Source organism: Noviherbaspirillum sp. L7-7A, assembly GCF_019052805.1.
Lineage (GTDB): Bacteria > Pseudomonadota > Gammaproteobacteria > Burkholderiales > Burkholderiaceae_D > Noviherbaspirillum_A.
This window is the reverse complement of sequence record NZ_JAHQRJ010000003.1, coordinates 286,193-310,510: the sequence shown is the minus strand read 5'-3', so window position 1 is coordinate 310,510 and position 24,318 is coordinate 286,193. Positions and strand designations below refer to the sequence as shown.

Here is a 24,318-nt window from a genome sequence, read left to right as displayed (position 1 = left end):
AACATCCCTTTCAGTGCCCGCCAAGATAGGCTTGCGCCAACGCCTCGTCCGCCGCAATCTCGGCCGCACTACCCTGCGCCACGACGCGCCCGCCTTCGATCACATAGGCGCGGTCCGCCAGCGAAAGGGCCAGCGCCGCCATCTGGTCCACCAGCAGGATCGTCATGTCTTCCTGCCGCAGGCGGTCCAGCGCATCGAACAGCTCGGCAATGACCTTGGGCGCCAGGCCTAGCGAGGGCTCGTCCAGTAACAGGATGCGCGGCCGCGACATCAGGCCGCGCGCCACCGCCAGCATCTGCTGTTCACCGCCGGACAACAGGCCCGCGCGCTGATGCAGCCGCTCGCGCAGGCGCGGAAAGCGTTGCAGCATCTGTTCAACCCTAGCCTCCATGTCGCGTGGATCGAGAAAGGCGCCAAGCCGAATATTGTCCAGCACCGACAGCTCGCCGAATACCTGGCGGCCTTCCGGCACCAGCACCAGCCCGCGCGCAACGATGGCCTCGGCCGGCAGCCGCGTCAGGTCAGCCCCTTCGAAGTGAATGCCGCCTTGCACCGGGCGCTGCAGGCCGGCCAGCGCGCGCATCAGCGTGGACTTGCCGGCGCCGTTGGCGCCCAGCAGCGCCACCATTTCGCCGCGCCTAACCTGCAGGTCGATGCCGTGCAGCACCGGCTCGGCGCCGTAGCCCGTCACCAGCTGGCCCACGCCCAGCACTTCCGGCGCGTTCGCCGCGCTGCGCACCCGCGCCGCGTCTCCGTCGAGCATTGCCGCCTCGCCCAGATAGGCCTGGCGCACCGCGGCATTGTTCTGGATCTCGGCCGGCGTGCCGACCGCCAGCCGCTGGCCCGCGTCTAGCACCACCAGCCGGTCGGAGATGGCCATCACCAGCGCCATGTCGTGTTCGACCAGCACCACGCTGATGCCGGCATCGGCGATGCGGCGCAACAGCCGCCCCAGCTTGTGCTTGTCGTCGCCAGAGAGGCCGGCGGCTGGTTCGTCCAGCAGCAGCACGTCCGGGTCGGCCGCCAGCGCTCGGGCGATCTCGACCAAGCGCCGGTCGACATGCGCTAGGCCGCAGGCCGGCAGGTCGAGCGCGCCGAGATAGCCGCAATAGGCCAGCAGCTGGCGCGTGAAGGCGCGCACCTGCGGCGCGGCGTAGCGCTTCGCTCCCAGCAGCGAACCCAGGCGGCCGCGGCACACCGCCAGCGCCACATTGTCTTCCACGCTCAGGCTGCCGAACAATTGCGAGGTCTGGTAGGTGCGGGCAATGCCGCTGCGCGCCACCCGGAACGAGGCCTGGCCTTCCAGCGCGCGGCCGCCAAGCGTGAAGCCGCCGGCGCTCGGCCGGTAGAAGCCGCTGAGCATGTTGAGCGCGGTGGTCTTGCCGGCGCCGTTGGGCCCGATCAGGCTCGTCACCGCCGCCGGCGGCACATCGAAGCTCAGGCCTGACACCGCGCGCACGCCGCCGAATACCATGCCCAGGTCGCGCGCCGCCAGCGTCCGCCGCTGGCGCGCCGGCAAGGCCAGGTCCGCGCTCACCGGCGCATAGGCTGGCGCCGCCGTTGCCGGCCGCAGGCGCCGCAGCAGGTCGCGCAGCGCGCCGACCATACCGTCCGGCGCCAGCCACAGCACCAGCAGCAGCAGCCCGCCGAAGAACAGCAGCCGGTATTCCGCCAGGGCCGACAGCATTTCCGGCAGCAGGCCGACCACCAGCGCGCCCACCAGCGGCCCGGCCACCGAGCCGGCGCCGCCGACCACCACCACCAGCATGAACAGAATGGACTGCATGAAGCCGAAGCTGTCCGGTGTGACGAAGCCCGACAGCGGCGCAAACAGGCCGCCGGCCAAGCCGGCCAGCAGCGCCGACAGCGCAAAGGCCACCGTCTTGAGCACCAGCGGATTGATGCCGATCGATTCGGACGCGGTCTCGCTGTCCTTGACTGCGCGCATCGCCGCTCCCCAGGTACCACGCGCCAGCCAGGCATAGCCGGCAAGCAGCAGCGCGGCGGTGGCGAGCGCCAGCAGGGCAACGGTCTGCTCGCTGCCCAAGCCAAGGCCCAGCGACGGCGCGGCCACGCCCATGATGCCGTTTTGGCCACCTGTGACGCCGCGCATCTCGACGATTACATGCTGCACGATGAAGGAGAAGGCGATCGTGATCATTGCGAGATACGGACCCTTCACGCGCAACGCCGGCAAGGCCAGCAGCACGCCGAAGGCGCCGGCGATCAGCGCGGCCGCCGGCCAGGCCAGCCAGAAGTTCCAGCCCAGCCTGGTGGTGAGTATCGCGACCGCATAGGCGCCGATCGCATAGAAGCCGACATGGCCGAACGACACCTGCCCCGTCAGCCCCAGCAGCACATTGAGACCGACGCCGACGATGGCAGTCAGCGCGATGCTGGCGATGACGAAGACGTAATAGCTGTTGAGGTTGAGCGCGAGGCCGAAGGCCAGCGCTAGCGCCAGCACTGCGCATGCCAGCTGCCATGGACGAGCCAGGCCAAACGCCAGTAGCGCGGCCGGCCTGGCGGCAGCGACCGCAATCGAGGGGTTCTTCATACTTTCCTTACCTCCGCCCGTCCGAACAGCCCATTGGGCCGCAGCGACAGAACCGCGATGACCAGCGCGAACGTGATGATCTGTGTATAGCCCGAGCCCACGGTGGCCGTGATCAGCGCCTCGGCGACGCCGAACAGCAGCCCGGCCAGAATCACGCCCCAGGCGCTGGTAATGCCACCCAGGATGGCCACCGCGAAAGCCTTGATGCCGAACAGCGTTCCCATGTCGGCATTCACATTGAACAAGGGCGCGATCAGCACGCCGGCAATGCCCGCCAGCAGCGCCGACAGGCCGAACGCGGCCGCCACGACCCGCCTGATCGGTATGCCCATCAGCTGCGCGGCGCCGCGGTTCTGCACCACCGCCAACATGGCCGTGCCCCAGCGGGTGCGGCGCGATACCGTGTGCAGCAGCGCCGCCAATGCCAGGCCCAGCAACGGGATCAGCAGGTGCAGCGGATAGATGCCCAGGCTGGCGCCGCCGATTTCCACCGGCGTCACCGCCAGCGGTGAAGGCAGGCTGCGCGGCTCCTTGCCGAAGGTGTGCATCACCAGGTTATCGAGCACGATGCCCAGTGCAACGGTCGACATCAGCCAGGCGTTGGAGCCGCGGCTGGCGAACGGCCGCACCGCGATGCGCTCCACCAGTAGGCCATAGGCCGCGCACAGCAGCAGCGCCAGCGCAACAGCCAGCGCCATCGGCAGGCCCAGCGTCTGGGCAAAGGCGAAGCACAGCACCGCGCCCAGCATCATCGAACTGCCCTGCGCGAAATTGACCGTGGCCGACACCGCGTAGGTGATGTAGAAACCCAGCGCCATCAGGCCGTACATGCTACCCAGCCCGATGCCGCTGATCAGCGCCGATCCCAGCATGGTCAGCTCCTTTCAATAACGATGCGGCGGCCGGCATGCGGCCGACCGACCTAGTTGGAAACGCCTACCGGCAGGATGCGGTTGTCGATGAACTGCGCCCAGACATAATCGTTCTCGCTGAGCGCGTCATGCACCGTCGGGCTGAATGGCTGGACGTAGGTCTTGATCAGGCCTTCATAGCGGTCGATTTTGTAAAAGCCTTCGCGCACCGCCGGGCCGTTGGTCGAGCCGGCCTTGGCGATGGCCAGCGCCGCCAGGTGCATGCCGTCGTAGGCATTGGCCACGCCGACCGCCGGCGTGATGTCGTCCGGCCCCTTGATGGCCGGATACTTGGCCTTCAGCGCAGCGATCACCTTCTCGCCCACCGGCGACTGCTTGCCGAAGAAACTGTAGGTTTGCACGAAATGCACATGCTTTGCGTTCGGACCGGCCAGCTCGGTGAAGCGGCCGCCCGCCGGCCCCCAGTGCGACACCGCCGGCACCCGCCAGCCCATGCGGTCGAGCGATTTCACGACCTGCGAGGAAGGCCCGACATTGCCCACCATGAAGAGTGCGTCGGCCCCGGCTGCCTTGAGGCGGCTCAGCTGTGGCACCACGTCGACGTCGCTGCCCTCGAATTTCTCGATGCCGGCCGGCTTCATGCCTTTTTCATTCAGCGCCGCAACCAGTCCTTTCTCGTTCGACTCGCCCCAGGCATTGTTGACCAGGATCATCCCCGGCTTGGCCGACTTGAAGGTCTTCTGGGCATAGGCCAGCATGCCCTTGTCCACGATCTCGTCGACAGCCGAGACGCGGAAGGCGAAATTTGGATTCGCGCCATTCTTGGTAATGCCGGTGCCCGCCGCCCACGGTCCCATGAATGGCACTTTTTCCTGGTTGGCGATCGGCACGATGGCCATCGACACCGGCGTATCCAGCCCACCGAACAGCACCGCCACCTTTTCCTTGAAGATCAGTTCGCGCGCGGCCACCACGCCCTTGGCCGGATTGCCTTCATCGTCGCGGCTGACCAGCTCCACCTTGCGCCCGCCTAGCAGGCCGCCCTTGGCATTGATCTCGTCGATCGCCACCGACAGGCCGCGGGTAATGGCTTCACCGGCCTGCGCCGATTGGCCCGATAACGCAGTGACCAGGCCGATCTTGATGGTGTCGGCAGCCTGTGCGCTTGTCATGGAGACGCCGCTTAATACCGCGATGCATGCGGCGATGATGGTCCGACGCTTGAATGAAATCATGGTGCCACCCTTTATGAAAGTGAAGGAAACGATGTCGGCATGACTTATGCAAGGGCTATGCCATCGCAGCAAAATTGCCGGCATTTTGCCGACAATCCAGGCCTTCCATCAGCGGCAATTCTTTTTTAGCCCTGATGGAAAGAGTGAAAACAGGAAGGGCAAGCACAATGAAAGTGCAGGACATGGAGAAAACAATGCAGCATGCACCAACAGTGGACATGGACGGGAACCAGGCGCTGCTCTCTGCGGCGGCGGTGGTAGATGAATACCTGCGCCGGCTGATGATCCCCGACCCCGACGCGGCGCGCGAACTGGTCTCGCCCGAACTTCTGATCCGCTTCACCGGCGGGCGCGAAATGCGCGATCCGGCGCAATGCGCCGCGTTCAATGCGGTCCGCTATGCCTGGGTGAAAAAGCGCATCGAGGCGACCGAAGTCGTCAGCGGCGCCAGCAATGATCATGCGGTGGTCTACAGTCGCGGCACCTTGTATGGCGCATGGCCGGATGGCACGCCGTTCGAGGGCAACCGCTATGTCGACCGGTACGTGGTGACCCACGGCCTGATCACCCGGATGGATGTCTGGAACGACAGCGCGGAATGGCTGCTGGAACGTGCCGGCCTGGCGCAGTCGTGAATGAGGACGACGCGATGAACGCAAGCAACTTCCCCGCCCTGCCCTGCCACGGCCGCTTTCCCTATTCCGGCATCCGCGACCGGCCGCGCTACCGCTGGCCCAACGGCGCCGGGCTGGCGGTCTACCTAGGCTTCAACATCGAGCACTTCGCCTTTGGCGAAGGGCTGGGCGCGCGGCTGGGGCCGGTCTGCCCCGAGCCCGACGTGCTCAACTACGCCTGGCGCGAATACGGCAACCGGGTCGGCGCCTGGCGCTGCCTGGACCTGTTCGACACGTTGGGCATGCCGACCGGCGCGCTGATCAATACCGCGCTGTACGACCATTGCCCGGAGCTGGTAGCGGCCGTGGCCGCGCGCGGCGACGAGCTGATCGGTCACGGCCACACCAATGCTCGTCAGCAGGGCACACTGGCCGAGGCTGACGAACTAGCGCTGCTGATGCATTGCCGCGAGCGCATGCAGCACAGCAGTGGCCGGGCGCCGGCAGGCTGGCTCTCGCCCTGGATATCCGAAAGCCGGGTCACCCCCGACCTGCTGGCCGAAAGCGGTTACCGCTATACGTTGAACTGGTGCCATGACGACCAGCCGGTCCGCATGACAACCCGCAGCGGCAAGCCACTGTGGTCCATACCCTATCCGCAGGAGGTCAACGACATCCCAATGCTGGTGGCGCGTCAGATGGACGCCAAGGACTTTGCCCAGCTCATCGTCGACAACTTCGATGAGATGCTGGAGCAGTCGCGCAGGGAGCCGCTGGTGATGGGCATCGCGCTGCATCCCTACCTGGTCGGCCAGCCGTATCGCCTGCGTCACCTGCGGCGCGCGCTGGAGCACATCGCCCAGGCGCGCGACCAGGGACGCATCTGGTTTGCAACGCCAGGCGCGATCTGCGGCTACGTCGATCAGCTTGACTTGCCGCACGCGGCCCCATTCCACATCACTGACAGCGAAAGGCCTGCATGAACGCGCAACAGAACAGCATGTTTCCGATAGAAGACCATGTTGGCGCCTGGGTGCCACATGGCCACTTCCTCGTCGACGGCGCGCCATCCGGGCCGCTGGCAGGGCTTTCGTTCGCGGTAAAGGATCTGTTCGATGTGGCCGGCTATCCAACCGGCGCCGGCAACCCGGCTTGGCTGGCAAGCCATGCCATCCCCAACCACAATAGTCCGCTGGTCGAGCAGTTGCTGGCAGCCGGCGCCACGCTGGTCGGCAAGACGCTGACCGACGAACTGGCTTACAGCATCAATGGCGACAACGTGCACTATGGCACGCCCATCAACAGCGCAGCGCCGCGGCGGGTACCGGGCGGCTCGTCGTCCGGCTCGGCGGCGGCGGTGGCGGCGCGCCTGTGCGACTTCGCGCTCGGCACCGACACCGGCGGCTCCACCAGGGTGCCCGCTAGCTATTGCGGTGTCTGGGGCTTACGCACCAGCCATGGCTTGTTGTCGCGGGACGGACTGGTGCCGCTGGCCCCCGGCTTCGATACGCCGACCTGGCTGGCGCACGACGCCGCCACCTTCCTGAAGGTAGCGCGGGCCCTGCTGCCAGCCACGCCATTCAGCTTCAGGCGCGCGCTGCTGCTGGAGGACGCGCTGGCCGAGGCGGACGACGTCTTCCATGTGCCAGCGCTGCGGGTGTTCGAGGCGCTAGCGCCCGGCCGTGCCGCGCAGCGCACCCTGGCCGCCAGCGGTGGCGTGGACCAGCTGGATAACTGGCGCCAGGCCTATATCACGGTATCCGCGCTGGAAGCCTGGCAGACCCATGGCGACTGGATCGCCACCCATGAACCGTATTTCAGCCCCGCCGTGGCAGCGCGTTTTGCCGCTGCCAGGGACATCGCAGCGAATACCGGCGCGCAGGCATTGGCGCAGCAGGCCCAGATCCGCGCCGCGGTGCGCGCCTTGCTGGGGGAGGACGGCGTTGCAGTGCTGCCCTCCGCGGCCAGTGTCGCGCCGCGACTGGACGCTTCCGACGCCGAAGTCGACGCAGTACGCGCGCGCACCTTCCGCATCACCTGCGTGGCTGGACTGGCCGGACTGCCGCAGGTAAGCTTGCCCTTCTTTTCCACCACCGGCCTGCCGGTCGGGATATCGCTACTGGGACCGGCCGGTAGCGACCTGGCCCTGGTGGAGCTGGCAACATCGATATGGCAGCAGCTGCAGGAGGATAGCAGGCAATCATGAGCAAATCACCACCCGACATACCGTCTCCCCTTCCGCGCCCGGACGACCTGGCCAGCGGATCCGACGCGATGGTGCGCCATATCTACCAGACCGTGTTCGAGCGCGTGATGAACCAGCAGCTTGCGCCCGGCACCAAACTGCCGGAAGCGGCCCTGTGCCAGCTGTTCAATGTCGGCCGCACCACGGTGCAAAAGGCGCTGCAGAAGCTGGCCCATGACCACATCGTTGAACTGCGACCCAACCGTGGCGCGATCGTCGCCATGCCCACGCCGCAAGAGATGCACGAGATCTTCGAGGCGCGCCGCACGCTGGAAGCATCAATGCTTGTGCTGGCAGTCAGGCGAGCGACGAAGAAAGACGTCGCCGCGCTGCGCCGGCACCTCAAACAGGAACATGCGGTGATGCACACTTGGAAGCAGACGGAATGGGCAGGGCTGGCCAGCAGCTTTCATCTGCGGGTGGCGGAATTGGCGTGCAACCCCATCCTGCATCGGTACCTGTCAGAGTTGCTGTCGCGCTGCTCACTGATCGTCGCCCTGCATGAGCCAGGCGGCCACGCCAGTTGCGAGCACGACGAACATGCACGCATCGTCGACTGCATCGCCAGTGGCGACGAGGCCGGCGCCGTGCAGGCGATGGACGGGCATCTGCAGGAACTGGAGCAGCGCATCCGGCTGGTGGTACAGAAACCGGGCAATAGCCTGGCGCGCATGCTGGGGGTGGAATGAGGATGGTGTGAATTGGGCTTGCATGTCACGAGTGCGTTCCGATACGGCGTCTGTTTTGGGTTGCAGGCGCAAACTCGCGCGTCCAGTCACATAGGTCGGCCTTTTTTTCAAACGCGGAAGCAGGAATAGCTCGGGAGGCAATTATCAATCCACGTAGGCCGTTCTGCGCAAGCATCGCATAGTCGGATTTGATCCCGTGGCATGCCTCGCCATCAAGCGGCTGCAAAGCCTACTCCCCCTAGAATGTCGCTGCCGCGGGAAAGGAGCACATCAGGTACCCCCTTGACAAAAATGCGCGCACACTCGTCTTCGCGGTGATATGTAGCCATGAACTTGTAAGCGGTGTCTAAGGAGATCTCTACTATCCGAGGCAGGGTTTCACGGATTTCTCTATGGTGCACCCTTCCCTTCTCTGCCCATATGAGCAACGCAGCTCCGCTCGGCCATTGGCTCGACACTATTGCGGGCGCCGACGCCTAAAAGTCCTTGCAGATAGACTGGCGCCCGGCAGCGCTGCTCGGAACGTTTAAGCATTGCCGGAAATGCTTGTAGCCATTCTCGGAGATCTGCATGCCAGTCGGTTCCGGCTGGAATTACGGAATTCATGGAGATCCTTCCAGAAATCCTCCTCTTTTACTTGGCAGAGTAGTGCTATTTAGCTCTATGGCATCTACGTTCCTCCCACCGCGGAAAGCTGCTTTACATTCGTCCGCCCGGTACGTTGCGAGCCAAGGGCTGCGATAGCATTGGACTTCAAGATATTTGGCAATTTTGTTTGCTGCACGCCGCGAGCCACGAACCTTGATGGCAGTCTTATTCTCTGTTGCAGCTCAAACGGCGGAGATCTGAGTGCATGGATGCTGCTGAGCGGCTGGGCGGTGGCGCTGCCAAGCGCACCTGTTGAATATCAGACATTGGAAAAGGCTGCGCAAGCAAAGGCATTGGTATCTGGGGGATTCCTGTTGACCCTATCCTTCGCCGTTACGGTCGATAAAGGCTGCCCTGCCGCTCACGGACATTAAGGTGGCTGCTTAAAACACCGCAGACCGCCAACTGCGCAACCTAACAGGCGCAAACCAGAAATGGCTAACAGGTTTATTGGAAAATCAATCGCTCTATAGAGATTGACCAGACTACTGAAACCGCCGGCGCTACTTCTCGCCACCTTGCTTCGCCGACCGTCCTTCCAACAAGTCCATGAATTTCTCCGGCTGCTCCATCAGATATCCGCTGGCATGATGCCCTATATGCTGATCGTGATCGTCTGCATGGACTTGATGTATGTGTGGCCAGGGCTGACCTTGTGGTTACCCAATTATCTGTACGGCAGCAACAGCCTCCCGGGACTCTGAGTCGAAACCCGAGACATTCTTGAAGCGCTGGCACCGCTGCTGCAGCCACTGACCTGCGCACGCCGTTCAAGACGCAAGGCTGTGCAAAAAGAGCCCCGACCGGGGCTCTTTTTGATCTATTTAAAACCAAGCAAATGTGGCAACCCGGTTGACAGCGATGGGATAAAGGTAAGCATAATTAATACAATACCGTGAGCGACTAGAAATGGCTTGAGTTCCCGCGTTAAATCCGGCAGCGGAATCTTGGCCACATTGGAGGTTACAAATAATAGCCCCCCGACTGGCGGTGTAATCATTCCCAGCGTCAGATTGACAATGACAACCATTGCAAAATGGATGGGGTCGATGCCAGCTGCTGCTGTGACGGGCGCAAGAATCGGAACTAGTACCATTACTCCAGGAAGCGGCTCGATGAATATTCCGAAAACCAGCAGCAGGATATTGATTGCAATGAGCAGCATCCACGGGGAGAGATTGAACTGGGTAATCCAGGTCGCCATTTCATGCGGCACGCGTTCGACGGTTAATATCCAGGCGAAGGCCGCAGAAAACCCGATGATGATCAGTACCGAAGCGGTCAGTAGCGCCGACCGAATTAAGATATGGGGAACGGCTTTCCATTCTAGCGTGCGGTAAATCCATTTGCCGCAAATCAATGCATAGTAGACTGCCACGACCGACGCTTCGGTCGGCGTAAACCATCCGGCACGCATGCCGCCGAGTATCAGGACGGGGAGCAGAAGTGCCGGTATTGCCTTAAGGGTGTTACTGAGGACTTCATTCCAAGGAGGGAAATAGCCATCCCCGCGATAGTTTCGTGCTTTGGACACGCGCCAGTTGACGACCGACATGGCCAAGGCAATCAATATCCCCGGTACAAATCCTGCTGCAAACAGTGCGGCAATGGATACGCGCTCATCCTGCAATCCATAGATGATCATGATAATCGATGGCGGAATGATGGGACCGACAATCGCAGTCGATGCCGTCAGGGCGCCGGCATACGCGCGGTCATAACCGGCCTTGTCCATCATTTTGATCATCATCGATCCCGGGCCCGCAGCGTCGGCCAAGGCTGAGCCTGAAATACCGGAGAAAAAAGTCAGCGACGCGATATTCGTATAACCTAAGCCGCCGCGTTTATGCCCGACGAATTGCGAGGCGAAACGCAACAGCACCAGCGTCAATGATCCTCCGCTCATCAATTCGGCAGCAAGGATGAAAAAGGGCACGGCCATCAATGGGAAGCTATCAATGCCAGTGAAGGTTTCCTTTAGGACCACGATCATCGAAAACTTGCCCGTGATTAGCACTGCAAGACAGGTTCCCAACCCAAGCGCAAATGCCACAGGCATGCCAATGGCCAAAAGCAGGCACGCCGAAATAACGAGAATCAGACTCATGCTCATATTGATCGCTTTCTTTTACTTTTATAGTGAAGCGCTTGCGGTTGCATCAAAATCTTCATCCGCGACGAATTCACGATGCAAGATCCAGTTTCGGGCGATCAGGAACAAATGAACCAGCATCAGCGCTAGGCCGACTGGCATTGCGAGATAGACATAGCCAAAAGGAATTTCAGTAGCAGCCGTCGTTTGCATCATGGTGCGGCTGACATAAATGCAGCCGTAGTAAAACAGGATGCCGAAGAAAAACACCATCAGCAGAAAGACGATGACGCGCAGTATGCGGGCGTTTCTGGTGGAAAGCGCATCTTGCAAATTGTCGATAGCGATATGCCCGCCACTGCGCAGTACCAGTCCGCTACCCAGAAAAGTAAGCCAGATCATCATGTGACGCGAGACCTCTTCCGACCAGGGAATGGATGCTTCCGTCACATAACGCATGACCACATTCAAAAACACGATGACCGACATCGCCGCTAACAAAAAAATAAGTATCCAACGATTAACGGCAAGGAACGCTTGCTCGAACTTGCTCATGCTGGCTCCAAGAAAGGTGGAAGCCCCGCAACAAGCGGGGCTAAGGAGGGGCTCGGTCTTGACGCTTACTTAAAGTCTCGAATCTTGTCGAGGTTGGCCTTACCAAACTGTTTTTCAAATTCGGCAAATACCGGCGTCAGTGTCGTCTGATACTTGGACTTGTCGATCTTGTCGACGACTTGCATTCCCTTCCCACGCAAGTCAGCCACCGCAACTTTTTCATCAGCGTCCACGCGGTCGCGATTGGCTTTGGCAGCCACTTTGGCCGCTTCCAGGAACGCTTGCTGATCAGCGGGAGCAAGCTTATCGAACACGCCCTTGTTCATCAAGAAGACGCCGGGCGAATAGACATGCCCGGTCAGGCTCAGGTGTTTTTGCACTTGTTCAAACTTGTTGGCAACGATAACAGACAGAGGATTTTCCTGACCGTCCACAGTGCCTTGTTGCATGGCCGTAAACACTTCGGTAAATGCCATCGGTGTCGGAATGATTCCGAAGCCCTTGTAGGCCTGAATATGAACCGGGTTTTCCATGGTGCGCAGCTTCAGGCCACGCAGATCTTCCGGATTGACCACTGGGCGCTTGTTGTTCGTCATGTGCCGAAAACCGTTTTCACCCCATGCCAGGGCTTTAAAGCCCTTGGGCTCGAATTTTTTCAGCATGTCCTGTCCGATCGGACCATCCAGTACAGCGCGGGCATGTGCATAGTCACGAAAGAGAAAGGGCACATCGAAAATCTTCGTTTCTGGCACGAAATTAGGAATTGGGCCGGTAGATGTCCAAGTTAAATCCTGTGTTCCTAACTGCACCGCCTCCGTCGCCTCACGTTCTGCTCCCAGCGAGCCAGAATAAAAAGTTTGGATCTTGTAGCGCCCGTTCGTACGCTTTTCCACTTCCTTTGCCAGTGTGTCGATTGCCACACCCTGATGGGAATTTTGTGCAGTAGAGACGCTGATGCGCATCGTCGTTTGCGCGGACGCGGTTTGAACGAAGCTCGCGCTCAAAGCGGAAATGGCGAGCGCAAGGGTGCTGAATCGAATACATTTCATGCAAGGTCTCCTGGTTTTCTGATGTTAAAAGGACTGATGAAGGATTGAAGATGAGTTTGGTTCAAGTTGGTGGAGTTGACAACGGTGCCCCGCCTAGGGTGTTTTCCGCAGGTAGTAAAAAATCAGGGGGTATATTGCGAATGCGAGTCGAAGACATGTCGATATGCTTTCGTGCAGCTGCACGCGTTGCTTCCACATCCCTGTTGAAAATTGCCTCGTGAATGGCCCGGTGCTCCGCGACGACTTGGTCAACGGTTTCTTTTTTTTGAGCTTCGATCGCACGTGTAATTTTGATCGTTCCACTTAAGAAATGACTTAGAAAATCCCACAATGCGAGGAAGTGCGGATTACCTGTTGCACGCGCGATGCTGCGGTGGAATTCGATATCGGCCGCAACCCCATTCCCGCCTTTTGCTACATCGGCATCGATTGCCTGAAGCCGTATGCCAATTTCATCAATCTGTTTTGCTGTCGCGCGTTCAGCTGCCAGCGCAGCAATTTCCGCCTCTACGGACCTCCTTAATTCGGCGACATGCAGCAAGTGCTCAATCGAACCAACCTTGCTCGGTGCGATGCGAAATGCCATGTCGGCTCCCGCCTCTCGAACGAACACGCCGCTCCCCTGCCGGGATTCGACTAGGCCCTCAGATTTGAGGCGGGAAACGGCTTCGCGAATGACGGTGCGGCTAACGCCAAAATCGCGCGACATTTGTGCTTCGGACGGAAGGCGCGCTCCTGGAAGATAAGACCCGCCTCGTATCAATTCCGACAACGATTGCGTCACCCAGTCAGGCATTTTTACGCGCACTAGTGGGCGGATTTCCGTTAGTTCGAGGTCAGCCATCACGAAACTTAATATATGATATCTGCTTATCATATAACTTTTTTTGCCGTTTTTCAATTTGGCCTTTGGACTAAGGCCGGCTGAGAAAAGTGGATGCCAACGTTCTCAATCCAGACCCGAGCGGCCGCAAGCTCGGCAGCTGGTACGGCTTACACGCCATACTCATCGGACCCAATGGGTGCCAACAAAAACGGCTTATTGTCACCGACGAACAGGAGCCATTTGCAATGTACCTGCCTCGCCCAGAAGCCGGCCAGATGCTTCTCATTGCCGATCGTATAGGCCTAACCTGATCAACCGAAAGACGGGCGGCGCAGCAGCCTGGCGCATGACTTACCTGACGACCTCAATGCCGACTTCTGGCTCTTTCATATCGCATTTTGGGCGCTGACCAACCTGCACGACGCGGAACTCGCCAGGCATAGCCGCATTCACAACTGGATCCTGTTCGTCATTGCGCAGGCTGGCGACATTGCAGTTGGCGACATCGCCGATCGCCTCGAAATATCCCAGCAGGCCCTGCATCGGCCGATGCGGCAATTGCGCGAGGAAGGCTTGATCGATTCCAGCCCGTCTAGCCATAACAGGACGGTGCAGCTGGTGTCGCTTACGGCCGAAGGCAGACGCCTGGAGCACGCGATCAATGGAGTGCAGCGCACTCACCTGCGCCTCGCATTCGACTCCGCCAGCAAGGCTGGCGCCGGCTGGAAAAGTGATGCAGGCCATCAGCGAAATCGTGCCGTCCGAGCAATGAACGGGGCGCGACCATGCCGGCAACGGGAGGAAGCAGCGTTGCGTGTGGTTCAACAATGTGAAAGACTACATGTAAAAGAATCGCCCGCCACCGAATGACCAGTTTTCCCAGGTGGTTTCCACAAAAGTAATCATGATATTTTCCGGGTCGAACCCCTGCCCTGTTAATGCGGCGATGACGTCTTCCACAATGCGCTTCTTGACTTTGACGCTCCGGCCCAGCGAAAGCAAAATCTCGATCAAAACAAAATCCTCGGTTCTTGGGCGGATTAAATCGGGATAGTTCAGGTCGAAGCAAAAGTTCTCCGCTTCAAGTTCAAGGACCCGGTGAAACCGATCGGTTGCCGGCACACCGGCGGCGACCAGCGCCTCGTGTACGGCTGAAAAGACCTGATCCTTGAACTGCGATGTCTTCGGCTTTTGAACAGTCAATGTAATCAAGGGCATGGCTCCTCCTTTTTTTGGTGTGGACTAGGGTTCATATTTGATCGCCGGTCTGTTCCTGCTTTGCTTTTGCCAGTGATTGCCAGGGACGCGCATTTGCATGCGCTAAGTAGCAGCCGTCCCCGCCTCTGGCCGAATTGGTGCATTTCTGTTTCAGCAGCTTGCTATTGAATCGTTGAAGCCCTCCTCGCTCAACCGACATTTATTGATGGACCCCATGACGAATTTGCATGCGAGCCGGCATCTTCGTCATGGTCCGGGCCGGTGCTAGCCGCCAATATGGCGGGTGCATTCAATCAGTGGCGCATGCCAAGTTCTGGCATACACGTCTGCCATGTTTTCCAGGCATGCATTCCATTCGAAAAAGTCGCTTGAGGGCAAAGCGTTTGTTTCATTTAATCGGTGCATGGAGCGCTTGCCTGCCAGTGCTCTCAAACCAAGGAGGATTGACATGTCACGTTCCAAATTTGTTTCGCCAATCCGGATAGGATTGGCTGAAGGTTCGCTTGTCACACTTCCTGATGACTTGGAAATCGAAGTGCTGTGTGAATCGGGAGCGCTCTGGATTACCCAGTTGGATAACCCGATCGACATCGAGGCCAAGCCTGGCGATCGACGGCTTATACAGAACGCGAAAGCATCGATCATCATCGCCGTCGAAGCTGCCACCCTGCAGTTATTCGTCTTCTCCGCGCAGCAGAGCCGGATAAGCCTGGACTTCCTGCTTGGCCGCTCCGAGCTTCGTTGCGCACCCAACGAAACGATAAAACCGACCCGCAAGGACATGCTCCAGAATCTGAAGAGCAGGCGATCCATCGCTGCGCAATGAAAGCCTAGTTAAGCAAGCCAGTCCGAAGCAGTCCAGGAAGCTGACTGGATCCCAGCGGTTGGCGCATTGCTTTCCTGTTAACTCTGCTAAGGATGGCCGCAATCGGTCAGCAGTGCACTGGATTGCTTCGACTAATTCCTGGGGCGGTCAATTCTCGCCGTGCCTATGCCTTCATCGCTCGTCCGATTGAAGGAGCCGGACAGGCGACGATCCCGGCCTAGAACCCGATCCTCCTATCTGCATGGTCTATGCTGCTGTAACTGCAACGCCTCTTTCCAACGGCCTCTGCTTGCCGTAAGGTATCGGAATTCCTATGACATCAATCCCGACCCAGGCAAACACCGCCTATGAACAGTTCCTTGCTGCACCTGCCGCCTCTGGACGCGCTGCGTGGCTTTGTCGCTACCGCACGGCGCATGAGTATTACCGAGGCGGCCAATGATCTCTGCCTGACGCAATCGGCGGTGAGCAGACAGATCCGGCTGTTGGAAGAATATCTGGGCACCTCGCTGCTGGTGCGCCAGCACCGGTCCATTGCATTGACCGAAGCTGGAAAGCGCTTGATGATGCTGGCCTCGCCGTGGATGGACCAACTTGCCGAGTTCGCAGAATCGGCCCGGAGGAATGGTCGCTCACCCCCGGTGACGATCACCGCTTCGATCGGCGTGACCGCCTTGTGGATCCTGCCGAAGCTGGCGACGTTTCAGGAAGCCAATCCGAACATTGATATCAGGGTTGCGGCCAACAACCGCATCCTGGACCTGCGGCAGGAGGGGATCGACCTGGCAATTCGCTATGCTCGCGACGCTGACGTGCCGGTCGGCGCCGTGAAGCTTTTTAACGAGCGCATCATTCCTATTGCAAACGCAGCTATTGCCGCACGGGCATTCCACGATCCCAGGTTATTGTTGAACGAGGTATTGCTTGAATATGACGAGCGCGGCTCGCTGCCTTGGCTGCGCTGGCCAGATTGGCTCGCGCATGCCGGAATCAGTTATGCAGAACCAAAAAGCTATCTGCAATGCAACCACTATAGCGAACTGGTCCAGTTGGCTGTCAACGGCCAGGGAGTGGCGCTGGGGCGCCTTGCGCTTGTTCTTCCCATGCTCCTCGATGGACGGCTGATTGCCATGCATAGCGTATCACCTAAGGACAGCGACTATGCATACTGGCTGATCGAGGCCTCTCCGAATACTCGCCCAGAAGTCGCTGTCTTTCGTGAGTGGCTCATCGCGGAGGTCAAACAGACAACCGGGCAATTGGCCACGCTGGTTTTTTCCGAACCGAGCGGAGCGGATTTAAACGTGGATCGAAGCAAAGACACGAGTGCATTGGCAGGGGGTACCAGTAATGCGTCGGGATAGGCTACCCGCAGTCATGGTAAAAGGCAAAAGTGGGCGGTTTCTAGTCAGAAGTGCAACGGCTGTTTAATGAACTAACGTATCAGTTTGATGGGCACTCGCCAGAGCGGCAGCATAGACTTGTAATGTCGTGAGCCAGTTGTGCGTTGCGCGTGGTTGCGTATTCAAGCTGTCAGCAATCGCATCGAACTGTTCTCGGCCATAGACCGCCAGGTACGTGCCATTGGTAAAATACTGACGCAACAGGCCGTTGGTGTTTTAGTAAGTGCTGCGCAGCTAGGGACTATGCGGGTCGCAGAAGGAAACGCGTGCGCCGGTGTTGGCAGTCAGCTTGACATAGCGGTCATTTCCTTTATATGGGTACCCCTGTTTGCCAAGGTTTTTCTTGTGTGAGTCTGACAGAGCTAGGCTGCAGTTTTATATCCGGCCTTCTTGCAAACACAATTCTGATGGCGTAACAGGCGTGCAGAGGGCAAGCCGCTGAGCGCGAGGCCAACTTGCGCGTGCACTTTCTGTAGACGTTGACTGCGGCGTTGGTACGGCATGGCCAGCGACAATGGCGCGGCAAAGGTTTGTCGATCAAAGGCAAGGTTGGCGCAGCGGAAGCGCCGCACATTAGCATGCAGGCATACGCGAAAGCCGTGGCATGCCAAGTCATGAATCTGGCGCTCGTCAATGCCGTGAATGCGCGAACTGGACATTCCACAGCCAGTGCAGGCCGCGCCGTGGCACTGACATCGCAGAGAAACGGTCAGCATCTGATTGCGCAGTTCGCAGGACTGTACCTGCAGATCAAGAGGCATAATGACGCAGTGAGAAAAAGGCTTGGACTTGCCCTTCTCCAGTACAAACTTACTTAAAGCAGGCGTCCGGGCTATTTCTCATCGACTATAAACCGTCACACAAAATGCGGAAGAGCCAAATTACGAGCGGCATTGACTCTTGGCAATGGCGATGCCATAGCTTCCATGCGTGTAGAGCTTGATATCGGCGTCGGTATTACACAGTAGACGTTGTGGTCGCAATGGTTACAGTGGCGCGCTGCGGCGGTCAGGGAGGGCTTGAGTTCACTCCAGCGCTTCGGGCAGGCATATCCGAATGTCAGCAGTACAATTCTCGCTCAGGTAGTCGGTCCGGTCGGCAGGTAGCTCGGTTTTATGGTTGGCACGTTGGCCCTATAGTTATATACACACATTATTATCGGGCCAACGCGAGATAGCGAAAAGCCATGTCGCTGTGCTAATAATGTCTCCAAAGTCGGAGCTTGATAGGCGTATGTTGCCGGCAGCGAGTCTCTGAGAGGATTGCTGGTGCTGTCGAGATTGGAGGCACAAGCTACGATGGGCACAAGACTCTACAACGCCAGCTACAAAGAAGCGAATCTCAGCGGAATTGGATGCTGAACATAATAGACATGTGGTTTTGGCTTGGGCCCAGATCACAAATTACAGGAGACTTCTGTGCCCAAGCGTGATGACCGAGCAAATCGAACTGCCAAAGATCTAATACGGATCGGCCAAGAGCAGTTATCGTTGATTTATGACAACGTGAGCGATGTCCTATTTGCTTTGGATGTTACCGACGACGGGCGGTTCAAATTCAGTTCGATCAATAAGAAATTCACTGAAGCAACTGGCTTATCGAAAAGCGACGTTGTTGGCAAATACATCGAGGAGGTGATTCCCCCGCCTGCGCATGCGCTCGTTCTACGTAAATACCGTGAAGCCATCAGCACTAGGAAAGCAGTTTCGTGGGAGGAGATATCGGTTTATCCGACCGGCGAGAAGGTTGGTCAGGTCACGGTAGCGCCAGTAATCGATGTCGATAACGAATGTCGCCAACTGATCGGAACAGTGCACGATGTGACAGAATACCGGCACATGAACGAACTTTTGGAGCGCACCGAAGAACGATGGCGTCTAGCGCTTGAAGGGTCGGGCGCCGGTGTATGGGATTGGAAGGTAGGAACCAATGAGGCTAATTACTCTGCGCACTGGAAAAGGCTTCTTGGATATCGGGACGAAGAAATTTCCAACGATGTAGCGGAATGGGAAAGCCGTCTCCACCCTGAAGACAAGTCTACCGTTATGGCCGTGATACAAGGGGCGCTGGAAAACCACAGGCCTTCCGTTCTCACCGAACACCGCCTCCGGCACAAAAACGGGAACTGGCTATGGTGCCAGTCTCATGGAATGATCAGTTACGACGGGGCGGGAAAGCCGGAAAGGATGATCGGGACCGTCGTTGATATTACCGCGCGAATAGAGGCTGACGCTACAACACAGCTGGCTGCCCTGGTCTACAAAAACACCAGTGAAGCAATCATTGTCACGGATGCGGCGGGTATGATTGTCGCAACAAACCAAGCCTTCGCAAAACAACATGAAGTGACCGAGGATCAGCTGGTCGGCATGCCTCTACTGTCTTTTTTCAAGAACATCGAGGGCTCCGAATCGTACGCAAAAATGCAGCGCCATCTGTTAGAAACCGGTCATTGGAAAGGCGAGGTCTGGCGCCGCAAGAAGGACGGGACCAAGGTTACCGAGTTGTGTACGGTCGACACCGTCTATGCGGCCGACGGCTCAGTGTCCAAGCACATCCTTTTGTTTCTTGATATTTCAGACCGAAAACTCGCTGAGGAAGTAATCTGGCGTCAAGCCAACTATGACTCCCTCACTTCCCTGCCAAACCGATTCATGTTTGCCGATCGTCTCAGGCACGCCCTCGATCTGGCCCGCAGGAATAAGACGTCTGTTGCGCTGCTGTTCATTGATCTGGACCGATTCAAGGAAGTCAACGACGGGCTCGGTCATAGCGTTGGCGATAACCTGCTGATACAGGTCGCAAAACGACTGGAACACGCTGTAGGAAAAGCTGACACCATCGCCCGTCTCGGCGGCGATGAGTTCGCCATCGTGCTGATCGACCTGGACGACAAGGAAGTCGAACGGACTGCAGAACTCGTGACTACTGTGTTGGCCCTTCCCTTTGATCTGGACGGACATGTTGCTTATGTCAGCGCCAGCATCGGCATTGCCTATTACCCAAGGGATGCCACGCATATTGAAAACCTGATCAAGCACGCTGACCAGGCGATGTATACCGTGAAGCGCGAAGGTGGGAATCGCCATGGCTACTTCCTGGCTTCAATGCAGGAAAAGGCGCTTGCACGGCGCCGGTTAGTCAACAATTTGCATCGGGCGATCTCGGAACAGCAGATGGAAGTCCATTACCAGCCTATCGTCGACCTCAAAGACGGTTCAGTGGCGAAAGCAGAAGCCTTACTGCGATGGGCCCATCCCGACGAAGGCAATATCCGGCCGGATATCTTCATTCCGATTGCTGAAGAAATCGGAATCATTGACCAGATCGGCGAGTGGGTGTGCAGTGAAACACTGAAGGCATTTGCCCACCGGTGCCGCGCGATCAATTCGAGCTTCCAAGTAAGCATCAATTTTTCGCCAATCCAATTCCGCGGCGGCAAAGATGCTTTTTATGCCTTATTTGAGTTGATGGATAAAATTGATGTGTCCTCGACCTGCATCGTCCTGGAACTCACAGAGGGGACGCTTCTCAATCTTGATGAACGGATGGTGCAGAAATTTGCCATGCTTAAGCATCGGGGCGTGCAGCTGGCTCTGGACGATTTTGGGACTGGCTACTCGTCTCTTTCCTATATCACCAAACTAAAATTTGATTTCTTAAAAATCGATCAGGTATTCGTCCGCAATCTGGAGAGCAGTCAGACAAGTCTGGCACTGTGCGAAACGATGATCGTTATGGCGCATAAGCTTGGTATGAAAGTGATTGCAGAAGGCATCGAGACAAAAGAGCAGCAAAGAATGCTCACCGAAGCGGGATGTGACTACGGTCAGGGATACCTCTTTGCAAAGCCAATGGCATTTGTTGAATTCGAAGACTTCATATCCGGATCACTTAATTTCTCGCATTGATCGCGCATTTTGATTTGCGTAGCACTGCATACTTGCTCTTGCTGCGCCCTCCTATCAGCCGCGCGGCAGCGTTGAATAAAGTTTCTTGAACAGTCGTGCAGAGGTGCCCCTTCTACAAGAGAGCAGTCAAAACCGGAGGTCCCGCTAGGCCACACAATGGCAGTGATCGTCATTTTTTCTTCTGTGAGTGGTCGTCGTCGATCAGGCATGTCGCGCCTTTTCAGCTCGCCGTTGAGGACCGCTACCCGAACCTGCACAAGAAGGTGTGCCCGTTATGCGTCCAACGGGCTGTGGTGCAAATTGATGGGAGAAGCAAAAAACGCATTGTTTCTCAGTTCGCTCATCAAGGGGAGAGCACGGCATTCCATACTGCCCGCGCAGCGGTCTCTTTGAGGTTGCCGCGTATATCGAACTGACATTTACGAATGCGATGCATCAGCTCAATGCCGGCAATAATGACGGTGGCATTCCTGAACCGTTTCAACCCAAGCATGACGTTGATCCGCGACTTGATGTTCCGATAGTCCTGCTCGATCAGGTTGTTTAGGTACTTCGAGGATCGAAGCTTCGTGTCGCCAGGCAGCAGGCCACGCGCTTCATGTCACGCACTGGGCGATGGAAGGCGGCATTACCGTCCAAGGTAGTCGTCCGCGGCACCCTATCCTGGCTTTTGACAGCTTGCATCAAGAAGGCCTTGGCTGCCGTCACGTCTTGCCGGGCACTGGGTCGGAAATCGACGGTTTTTCCTGCCCGGTCGAAGGTACGGTAAAGGTAGTGCCACTAGCCTCGAATTTTCACGTAAGTCTCGTCGACTCGCCAGGATTGACGCGCAGGAGGTCAAAGCGATTCCAGCGCTTGACGAATTCACGGGCATAGCGCTGTACCCAGCGCAAAATCGTCGTATGAGCTAGCGACAAGCCCCGTTCTGACATCATCTCTACCAGGTCGCGTAAGCTGAGCTTGAAGCGCAGGTACCATCGCACGCACAGAATGATGACCTCGCGATCAAAGTGGCGACCTATGAACAACTCGTCCATGCTGTTGCGCCGATCCATTCTGATTCTCCAATTTGCCCAGGACCTAAGCTTACTGGATCGGCAACCGCTGTTTGCACCAGAACCGGTATCAGGACCGTTCTTGGCCGACTTTCGCCATAGCCAGAAGGCGAGCAGGAGAAAACATGGACTGTGTGCGCGTCTATTGGACCTACGCGTCGGGCTTCATTCCTTCTTTTCGTGCACCTCAACATCAATGATTCCTGGATCGCTTGCGCCCCGCCTGGCGGGGCCTCGCATGGAGCCTTGTAGGAATGACCGAATGTGATCGAGCGCCTGTTGTCGCAGCCATGGATATGCAAGCAGAAAGGCAGCGGCAAACCCGGGGAACACTGCAGACCCGATTTCGCTACGGTAAAGCAGACTCGCTATGCACCAGATGAGAAGGACGAGCATTACAGGCCGCCGCGCACGCCGTGGCTACAGGCCGACGGTTCCCAATTTGCCCTGACTTATCCAAGGCAATCTGGCAAACAGTGCTCCGAAAAGCAGGCCGGCCGTGAATCGGCCAGTGCCTAGGAAGTCGGCGATGACGCCAAGCACGAGGTAGCCGGCATAGCTGATGCAACTGGATAGAGCTGCCAGTGCCAGCAGAAAAACTAAGGCTGCGAACCTTGGCATGCGGACCATCCCCTGTACGATCAACCATAAAATTTTTTTGCTCCTAAAGAGATGCGAGTGGGTGGTGGCAGTGCCGTGAAGATCTATCGCATGGTATCTGCTGGGTAGCTTAATCCAAGTGACGCCGAGTGCCGGCGCGCTGGCGATGATTTCGTCGTGATGCCATGCATACCGCTGTGCCCCAATCATGCCTTCGCGCCGCCTGCCGAGATCGCGGCAAAAGTACCAGGGCCTGCGGCGCCGGGCAAGCAGCCCGGTCTAAGCTTTAAATTCCATCCGCAAATACAAAGGGGCGCTAGGTTTGGCCTGCCCCGCCGCCTATCCACAACAGATGGAAACTCCCACGATCACAGCAGACCAAGCACAGCCTGCAATACACCAACCTGTGGACTGCTTATCCTCCACAGGGTTTTTGAAATCAGTAAAGTCTGCAGAACGCGCAACGGCTCGCGCAGCAGCTTTATTGCCCTAGAAGGCGCCGTCTTTTCAGTAAATGCTGCACCGCACACACCAAATAGGCGATTGATAACCGGTATTATCAATCCAGCGGTTTATCGATTTGGTGCGAGCGCGGTTAAAACCCGAGGCACTACCAGGCAACATATTTGTCACCACTGATTGGTCGCGTGACGATAAATGTAGCGCCAAACCTTGCTGAATGGTTGCCTTCAGTTTTAACTGCTTTCGCTAACTGAGAATCGCCGGCAACGTTATCTAGCTCCACGGCACCTACGCTCCTCCCACCGCGGAAAGCTGCTTTACATTCGTCCGTCCGGTACGTTGCGAGCCAAGGACTGCGATAGCATTGGACTTCAAAATATCTGGCAATTTTGTTTGCTGCACGCCGCGAGCCACGAATCCTGATGGCAGTCTTATTGCCGGTGGCAGCTCAAACGGCGAAGATCTGAGGGCATGGATGCTGCTGAGCGGCTGGGCGGTGGCACTGCCAAGCGCACCTGTTGAATATCAGACATTGGAAAAGGCTGCGCAAGCAAAGGCATTGGTATCTGGGGGGAGTCCTGTTGACCCTATCCTTCGCCGTTACGGTCGATAAAGGCTGCCCTGCAGCTCGCAGGCATTAAGGTGGCTGCTTAAAACACCGCAGACCGCCAGCAGCGCAACCTAATAGGTGCAAACCAGAAATGTAACAGGTTCATTGAAAAATCAATCGCTCTATAGAGATTGACCAGACTACTTAGACCGCCGGCGCTACTTCTCGCCACCCTGCTTCGGCAACCATCCTTTCAACAAGTCCATGAATTTTTCCGGCTGCTCCATCAAAAAGAATTGACTCGCATCCTTGAAAATTTCCGTCCTCACATCCGGCAATCCTTGCGAGAGCATCTCTGTAGCGGTTAGCGAGCAGATCGGGTCGCTGTCGCCAGCCATGACCAGCACTGGCTGTGTGATCCGGCCCAACTCGAGCAACGTGTCGTGCGACTGGCATGCCTCGTTCTGCCGGATATATCAGGCCGGCAGGCGGGTCTCGCCGCCGATTAGCTGTTCAATCTTTGCAACGCGTTCCGGGCAGCGGTTGAAGAAACCAGCCGAGACGAAGTTCTGCACCGAATGACGCGCATGGTCTGCCCATGACATGCGCCATTCCAGCGCTTCGCGCATATTTGACAACACGCGCCGTCCCAGCGGGTCCAGCCGTGCAAACGACGCGCATAAGGCCAGTGACAGCACGCGCTGCGGCGCCCTTAATGCCATGTGCTGCGCCACCGCCCCGCCCATCGAACGACCGACGACATGCGCGGCCGGAATGCCGAGAATGTCCATCAGGCGCAGGGTGTCGTCGGCCAGGTCGGCGGTGCTGACCGGCTCGTCGACCTGCGTGCTGGCGCCGGCGCCACGGTTGTCGAAAGCAATCACGCGGTAGTCACGGCCAAGGGCTACCTG

General features: G+C 58.1%; 21 protein-coding genes and 3 pseudogenes. 8 read left to right on the top strand and 16 right to left on the bottom strand.

Going from position 1 to position 24,318, the window contains the following annotated elements; all coding sequences use genetic code 11:
• Nucleotides 1-10: 10 nt before the first annotated feature.
• From KTQ42_RS22890 to KTQ42_RS22880, 3 genes are read right to left on the bottom strand one after another with little or no spacing between them, the layout of a single operon-like run.
• Nucleotides 11-2,557 carry a branched-chain amino acid ABC transporter ATP-binding protein/permease gene (locus tag KTQ42_RS22890; protein ID WP_217347921.1) on the bottom strand — a complete coding sequence of 849 codons (2,547 nt, stop codon included), beginning with the start codon at nucleotides 2,555-2,557 and terminating at the stop codon, nucleotides 11-13.
• Complete coding sequence (locus KTQ42_RS22885; protein ID WP_217347920.1) at nucleotides 2,554-3,429, bottom strand: branched-chain amino acid ABC transporter permease; 876 nt, start codon at nucleotides 3,427-3,429, stop codon at nucleotides 2,554-2,556. The genes KTQ42_RS22890 and KTQ42_RS22885 overlap by 4 nt, the downstream gene beginning before the upstream one ends.
• 50 nt (nucleotides 3,430-3,479) lie before the next feature.
• The gene (locus tag KTQ42_RS22880; protein ID WP_217347919.1) at nucleotides 3,480-4,664 is read right to left on the bottom strand and encodes an ABC transporter substrate-binding protein; all 1,185 of its coding nucleotides are present in this window, start codon (nucleotides 4,662-4,664) and stop codon (nucleotides 3,480-3,482) included.
• A gap of 194 nt (nucleotides 4,665-4,858) precedes the next feature.
• Between KTQ42_RS22880 and KTQ42_RS22875 the strand changes: the two genes are divergently transcribed.
• The 5 genes from KTQ42_RS22875 (at nucleotide 4,859) to KTQ42_RS22850 (ending at nucleotide 9,234) form a co-directional block, all read left to right on the top strand.
• Nucleotides 4,859-5,299, top strand: coding sequence for a nuclear transport factor 2 family protein (locus KTQ42_RS22875; protein WP_249223070.1), 441 nt, complete (start codon nucleotides 4,859-4,861; stop codon nucleotides 5,297-5,299).
• Between the two features lie 14 nt (nucleotides 5,300-5,313).
• On the top strand, nucleotides 5,314-6,261 hold the full coding sequence (locus KTQ42_RS22870) for a polysaccharide deacetylase family protein (RefSeq protein ID WP_217347918.1): 948 nt from the start codon (nucleotides 5,314-5,316) through the stop codon (nucleotides 6,259-6,261).
• On the top strand, nucleotides 6,258-7,484 hold the full coding sequence (locus KTQ42_RS22865; RefSeq protein WP_217347917.1) for an amidase: 1,227 nt from the start codon (nucleotides 6,258-6,260) through the stop codon (nucleotides 7,482-7,484). Before KTQ42_RS22870 ends, KTQ42_RS22865 begins: the two co-directional genes overlap by 4 nt.
• Entirely contained in the window at nucleotides 7,481-8,212 is a 732-nt protein-coding gene (locus tag KTQ42_RS22860) for a GntR family transcriptional regulator (RefSeq protein ID WP_217347916.1), read from the top strand. Before KTQ42_RS22865 ends, KTQ42_RS22860 begins: the two co-directional genes overlap by 4 nt.
• A gap of 746 nt (nucleotides 8,213-8,958) precedes the next feature.
• The gene (locus KTQ42_RS22850; protein ID WP_217347914.1) at nucleotides 8,959-9,234 is read left to right on the top strand and encodes a hypothetical protein; all 276 of its coding nucleotides are present in this window, start codon (nucleotides 8,959-8,961) and stop codon (nucleotides 9,232-9,234) included.
• A gap of 446 nt (nucleotides 9,235-9,680) precedes the next feature.
• On the opposite strand, the gene KTQ42_RS22845 is transcribed toward KTQ42_RS22850, so the two are convergent.
• From KTQ42_RS22845 to KTQ42_RS22815, 7 genes are all read right to left on the bottom strand, one after another.
• Nucleotides 9,681-10,967: a TRAP transporter large permease gene (locus KTQ42_RS22845; RefSeq protein ID WP_217347913.1), complete on the bottom strand. Its 1,287-nt coding sequence runs from the start codon at nucleotides 10,965-10,967 to the stop codon at nucleotides 9,681-9,683.
• 27 nt (nucleotides 10,968-10,994) lie between these two features.
• Nucleotides 10,995-11,507 (bottom strand): TRAP transporter small permease, encoded by a 513-nt coding sequence (locus KTQ42_RS22840; RefSeq protein WP_217347912.1) that lies wholly within the window; start codon nucleotides 11,505-11,507, stop codon nucleotides 10,995-10,997.
• 65 nt (nucleotides 11,508-11,572) lie between these two features.
• The gene (locus KTQ42_RS22835) at nucleotides 11,573-12,547 is read right to left on the bottom strand and encodes a TRAP transporter substrate-binding protein (RefSeq protein WP_349292195.1); all 975 of its coding nucleotides are present in this window, start codon (nucleotides 12,545-12,547) and stop codon (nucleotides 11,573-11,575) included.
• 70 nt (nucleotides 12,548-12,617) lie between these two features.
• Nucleotides 12,618-13,457 carry a FadR/GntR family transcriptional regulator gene (locus KTQ42_RS22830; protein ID WP_249223069.1) on the bottom strand — a complete coding sequence of 280 codons (840 nt, stop codon included), beginning with the start codon at nucleotides 13,455-13,457 and terminating at the stop codon, nucleotides 12,618-12,620.
• A gap of 276 nt (nucleotides 13,458-13,733) precedes the next feature.
• Entirely contained in the window at nucleotides 13,734-14,126 is a 393-nt protein-coding gene (locus KTQ42_RS24160) for a hypothetical protein (protein ID WP_249223068.1), read from the bottom strand.
• A 93-nt stretch (nucleotides 14,127-14,219) separates the two neighbouring features.
• Nucleotides 14,220-14,600 carry a tautomerase family protein gene (locus KTQ42_RS22820; RefSeq protein WP_217347910.1) on the bottom strand — a complete coding sequence of 127 codons (381 nt, stop codon included), beginning with the start codon at nucleotides 14,598-14,600 and terminating at the stop codon, nucleotides 14,220-14,222.
• Between the two features lie 264 nt (nucleotides 14,601-14,864).
• Nucleotides 14,865-15,050: a hypothetical protein gene (locus tag KTQ42_RS22815; protein WP_217347909.1), complete on the bottom strand. Its 186-nt coding sequence runs from the start codon at nucleotides 15,048-15,050 to the stop codon at nucleotides 14,865-14,867.
• Here KTQ42_RS22815 and KTQ42_RS22810 point away from each other — a divergent pair.
• Together KTQ42_RS22810 and KTQ42_RS22805 are read left to right on the top strand one after the other, a co-directional pair.
• Nucleotides 15,049-15,426, top strand: coding sequence for a hypothetical protein (locus tag KTQ42_RS22810; protein ID WP_217347908.1), 378 nt, complete (start codon nucleotides 15,049-15,051; stop codon nucleotides 15,424-15,426). The two genes, KTQ42_RS22815 and KTQ42_RS22810, sit on opposite strands and share 2 nt — an antisense overlap.
• Nucleotides 15,427-15,773: 347 nt before the next feature.
• Nucleotides 15,774-16,790 carry a LysR substrate-binding domain-containing protein gene (locus KTQ42_RS22805; protein ID WP_217347907.1) on the top strand — a complete coding sequence of 339 codons (1,017 nt, stop codon included), beginning with the start codon at nucleotides 15,774-15,776 and terminating at the stop codon, nucleotides 16,788-16,790.
• A gap of 63 nt (nucleotides 16,791-16,853) precedes the next feature.
• Here KTQ42_RS22805 and KTQ42_RS24155 read toward each other — a convergent pair.
• Nucleotides 16,854-17,129, bottom strand: a pseudogene (locus KTQ42_RS24155) (IS30 family transposase); the annotation flags it as partial.
• A 62-nt stretch (nucleotides 17,130-17,191) separates the two neighbouring features.
• A complete protein-coding gene (locus KTQ42_RS22800) occupies nucleotides 17,192-17,545 on the bottom strand; it encodes a transposase family protein (protein WP_283093332.1) in 354 nt (117 codons plus the stop codon).
• Between the two features lie 702 nt (nucleotides 17,546-18,247).
• Here KTQ42_RS22800 and KTQ42_RS22795 point away from each other — a divergent pair.
• A complete protein-coding gene (locus tag KTQ42_RS22795) occupies nucleotides 18,248-20,740 on the top strand; it encodes an EAL domain-containing protein (protein ID WP_217347905.1) in 2,493 nt (830 codons plus the stop codon).
• A gap of 343 nt (nucleotides 20,741-21,083) precedes the next feature.
• Here KTQ42_RS22795 and KTQ42_RS22790 read toward each other — a convergent pair.
• The 4 genes and pseudogenes from KTQ42_RS22790 to KTQ42_RS22775 all read right to left on the bottom strand — a co-directional run.
• A pseudogene (locus KTQ42_RS22790) lies at nucleotides 21,084-21,795 on the bottom strand (IS6 family transposase).
• A gap of 420 nt (nucleotides 21,796-22,215) precedes the next feature.
• Nucleotides 22,216-22,605: a hypothetical protein gene (locus tag KTQ42_RS22785; RefSeq protein WP_217347904.1), complete on the bottom strand. Its 390-nt coding sequence runs from the start codon at nucleotides 22,603-22,605 to the stop codon at nucleotides 22,216-22,218.
• A 1,020-nt stretch (nucleotides 22,606-23,625) separates the two neighbouring features.
• A complete protein-coding gene (locus tag KTQ42_RS22780) occupies nucleotides 23,626-23,805 on the bottom strand; it encodes a hypothetical protein (RefSeq protein WP_217347903.1) in 180 nt (59 codons plus the stop codon).
• A 78-nt stretch (nucleotides 23,806-23,883) separates the two neighbouring features.
• A pseudogene (locus KTQ42_RS22775) lies at nucleotides 23,884-24,300 on the bottom strand (alpha/beta fold hydrolase); the annotation flags it as partial.
• Nucleotides 24,301-24,318 lie beyond the last annotated feature (18 nt).